Source organism: Acidithiobacillus sp. (assembly GCF_023255755.1).
Lineage (GTDB): Bacteria > Pseudomonadota > Gammaproteobacteria > Acidithiobacillales > Acidithiobacillaceae > Acidithiobacillus.
Genome location: NZ_JAGDVS010000167.1, coordinates 1 through 4136, shown reverse-complemented (window position 1 = coordinate 4136; position 4136 = coordinate 1). Strand labels below are relative to the sequence as shown.

Annotated in this window: 3 protein-coding genes; 2 read left to right on the top strand and 1 reads right to left on the bottom strand. The window is 52.6% G+C overall.

Features of this window, described 5'->3' with window-relative positions:
• Nucleotides 1–678 precede the first annotated feature (678 nt).
• The gene (locus Q0C48_RS11770) at nt 679–927 is read left to right on the top strand and encodes a YMGG-like glycine zipper-containing protein (RefSeq protein ID WP_010636705.1); all 249 of its coding nucleotides are present in this window, start codon (nt 679–681) and stop codon (nt 925–927) included.
• 900 nt (nt 928–1827) lie between these two features.
• Complete coding sequence (locus Q0C48_RS11765; protein WP_153940478.1) at nt 1828–2499, top strand: hypothetical protein; 672 nt, start codon at nt 1828–1830, stop codon at nt 2497–2499.
• A 576-nt stretch (nt 2500–3075) separates the two neighbouring features.
• Here Q0C48_RS11765 and Q0C48_RS11760 read toward each other — a convergent pair.
• The coding region (locus tag Q0C48_RS11760; RefSeq protein ID WP_291524572.1) for a cellulase family glycosylhydrolase at nt 3076–4136 on the bottom strand (1061 nt) is incomplete at its 5' end.

Here is a 4136-nt window from a genome sequence, read left to right as displayed (position 1 = left end):
GTCAGGTGGTGCCGTGCATAAAAAGCAAGTCACTACGATTAAGTTATTACCTGATACGCCGCCACCTCCACCGCCACCGGGACCGCCTCCACCAGGCCCGCCTCCACCGGGACCCGGGCCTTGGGGAGGGCCGCCACCACCGCCCCCACCCGGGCCTCCATCCGGCTATTACGCGGCTCCCACGCCTGTAGTGGGTTATGTATCTACTCCCTGGTAGGAATGTTGCTTGTATTTGCAAAACAGGATAAGAGAAAGGCCGTATTATTGGCTGATTGCGGGCACTTTATTGTTGAGCGGCTGCGCCTCAACGATAGCTGCCCCACCCCCAACACCTGCGTCGACGCACTATCGGCCTGAACAGATCTTACCTTATCCACCCGCCTCAACCATCTTGGCGCCCACGCATCCAATCCAGAGAACATCAGGACTACAGCGCGATTGCCAGCAATACCAGGCGCAGGTGCGTCTATTGCAACAAAAGCTGACAAAACGGCCGCACGCAGAAGGTCAAAGCGACGACCTTGACCAAATTCAGGCGGTCGTACAGCCGTTATGCACCAAACCGCTTTCTGGAACGTCCTATCGGATTGCCCGACAAGAAATTCTTCAGGCAACCCGGGATGTGGAACAACTATCCGGATCCCCTTCCACTACTACACCATAAGGAGCCTAATCCCCATGCAATATCCCCTTCGATTAAAATTCGGTCATCACCGGTACGGGTTAAAAGTTCTGGCGTTGGGTTTTTGTCTGATCGCCATGACTGGCTGCGCCAATATGAGCCCCACAGGACAACGCGCACTGAGTGGTGGGGCTATCGGTGCTGCGGGCGGTGCAGTGCTGGGTGCTGTTGTGGGTGGCAATCCGGCCGTAGGGGCCGCAGTGGGCGGTGCAGCAGGAGCAGCAACCGGCGCTTTGATGCACTGAAATCCTGATTCATGACCGGAGGAAAAGCCCCATTTCAGAAAAATGGGGCTTTTTTTAGACCTGTTTACAGAAAAATTGTCTGACTTTTACAAGACATACGCGCCCATAAAATCCTTCACGGAGGGGGTGGCGGGGGCGGCGGCCCCGGTTGCTGGTAATACGCCCCGGGACCCGCTGGCCCTCCGGGCGGCGGTGGGGGTGGGGGCGGTGCAGGATGCGCATAATATCCGCCAGGGCCCGGAGGCGGTCCAGGGGGATAGGCATAACATCCCGCCAACGCCATCAAGGTGCCGAACAAGGTCGCTACACGTAAAACTGGTTGCCAGACTTTACGGCGCTTCAGTGACTCCATTTCATGGAACATACGGTTCTCCTGTAGGAAGATCGGTTTTTTATCTTTCCCCGAACAAATGGCTCAGGGGTTACGGTATAAAAATGTGCATACCTCCTTTCCGCTTTGCGGTCACGCTTTTCGGACTTGTGTAGCGCTTTCCAATATTGAGAAAGCAATAAGCGTTCCAGCACAGCGGAAGGATCTTGCGACAGAAGCGACATACTGAGCCGTGCCCGATTCCAGAAGAGAAGAGATCCGTTTTTATGGTAAGGGCATACAACAGGGACGCTATAGAGTCATATTGTCGCTAAAGTACAACAGACCTGCTGAAGAAAGGGCCATCTAGTCGCACCATTTCGTGAGCAGACGGCGCAGGCCACTGATTACATGAAAAATCTATCCCACGGGAACCTTTGGCATAAATTCTGCTGTCTTAGTCTCTGGACTCGACAGGGAGATTGCCTACTTCTTGTCTATCCCGAGTGGCTTGATCGTAACGGTGTGACTTCGAAAGTCCTGCCATCACTTTCCGGCTGTTTTTTGACTCAACCAACAGGAGTGTTCCGATGATTCAGAAAAAAATATGGCTTACCGCATTGACCCTCGCACTGGCATTACCCCTGGGCGCAGAAGCGTCCGTATATGGCGTCATGAATCAGGTTGGTGTTTCCGGCAATGTACAAGGGGCCACCAATCGGTATGGGAACACCAACGGTGGACTCGGTCTACGGGCCAGCCTTTACAATGGTGGATTGTTCGGCACGGCGAAATACCGCCATGAGTTCGGGGCTACCTACCAGGGTTACACCGGTGGCAATACCAACACCATTGGGCTCAAGCTCGGCTATCTTTTCAACGCCAGCAATATCCTGGCTGTCGGGCCTTATGTCGGCTATGAGTATAACCGCTTTGCACAGTCCAATGCCTATTATGACTCTCACTCTTCGCTGAGCACCAACGGTCTGGGTGGTGGTCTTTATGCGGCAGCATCTCTGCCAGGCGTCAATTTCACCGGATATGTCGGATACCTTGGCGGTATTTCGGAAACCCAGCATCTCTCTGGATTCGCACCAACCACTTTCAATCGCACTTCAGACCTTCTACAAATGGGGGTGAACGCCTATTATCCCCTAATGGCCAATGTCTCCCTGTACGTCGGATTACATGATGATGATTTTACACAGCGAGGCGCGCCGAATATTCTTCGCGGCGATGTGGGCTTGGGTATGCAGTTTTAAGTCACCATGCGGGCAGGATGGTCTGAAGCATACATCAACCCAGAGACAGCGAACCGTGCTCTGGGTTGATGCCTTCATGATTCAGTGATTTTACTGAAAAGTAACGAAGCGTCTTTTAATTTCAGAAAATGCCCATACACCGTAATAGACCATGACTCTCAAGTCATACATATATGAAAAGACCAAACCACAATGAATTTCAGGACTATATCTCGGCGGAAATCAATACCTACTTGAAAAGTCGAGCAAAAGGAGTGCTTATTTCAGCAGAGGTATAAGTAAGGCGTGCTTGTTGATTGCTTGTGTGATCTGGATATTTGCGGGCATTCCGGCCGAGGCTTACGGGAGTTATTTTCGACCTGGGCCGAAAGGAAAGGACGTCACCATTTCGAACGGCGGCCTTTCGATAACTTTGAATATTCCTTGGGACGGAGTGGTGGTTTCGGTGTCGAATCGACACGTAGCCCATGGGCTGAACATTGTCGACACCCATGATCCGGGGCGTGAATTACAGGTGGACTAGTTTTGATTATTATCGGATGGAACGTCATCTGTTCTGCTTTTCATTGGAAATCATCACTGGACAGCTTCAGCCCGGAATGTCTTTTGTAGGATCCTCCCTGCGTCATGGCCACATCCATCAGAATTAGGATCTACAAATTGATACGTGGCCGTATTTCCGGGGTAGTTGTAGCTGTTGACAATATAACCAGGCGCTTGAACAGGGGCATCCCATCCGTAAACGGTTATCCCAATAGCATGCGCTGGGAGATATCGCTGAATAAAGTATCGGGTGATGGTCTGATTCGGATCATTCGGACAATGTTTGAGGCCCTCGTCCCATTCTGTAGCGATGACGGCGTGTCCACTGACTGCCAGATTTCCAAACCGTGTATTCCATGCGTGGATACTGTCGGTTAGATTTCCGCGCACCACATACTGATAGGGATGCACGCTGTAGGCTGAGTTAGGCGGCATTCCATGCGGCACAGTGAAGCCGGAGAAACCAAAATCCACACCGTCACCCATGAAAAGAAGGACATTTTCTGGAGCTTGCTGACGAAGCCATCTCCCTACCGTGAGCATGCCCTGATCGGGCTCTCTGCCACAGCCACGCGCCCAGGATTTCCAGTCAGGATGCCTGAAGGTACCGTCATCGCATGCGCGAGTCGTTGAAGGCTCGTTAAAGACTTCCAGTATCACGCCCTTATCATGCGTCAAACGCGAATCCAGGAGTTGTTTCCAGGCTTGTTCGGTCCGGAGATCGGGCAGCTTCTGGAGTCCTCCATCCTCATAAGGCGTACAACTGTATCGCTCGGTTTGCATACACAAGATAACAATAAGGCCGGCGCTTCGCGCCTGTTCAATCACGTTGCGCACCATGTCAGTGTAGGCAGAAAGCCCATGGGTATATTCGTACTGGAGTGCTCCCTGGCTGAGGTTGAAGCGTACCGTATTGGCGTGCCAGTCCTTTACCATCGCTTCCAAGGACGGGTTATAACCGAAACCAGGCATTGCGGTCGCCGTCATGGCGGCCTGTGCTTCCTGAAGATTGGCTGCTGCGGGAGAGGCACGAAAATGCCTGCTACATAAAGTGGCAGCGTACTGCGTGGGATAGGCCAAGGAAACCGAGGTGA

What these genes read in the sequence shown, in the direction of transcription:
- Q0C48_RS11770 (WP_010636705.1), top strand. Translation starts at nt 679, where the DNA reads ATGCAATATCCCCTTCGATTAAAATTCGGTCATCACCGGTACGGGTTA.
- Q0C48_RS11765 (WP_153940478.1), top strand. Translation starts at nt 1,828, where the DNA reads ATGATTCAGAAAAAAATATGGCTTACCGCATTGACCCTCGCACTGGCA.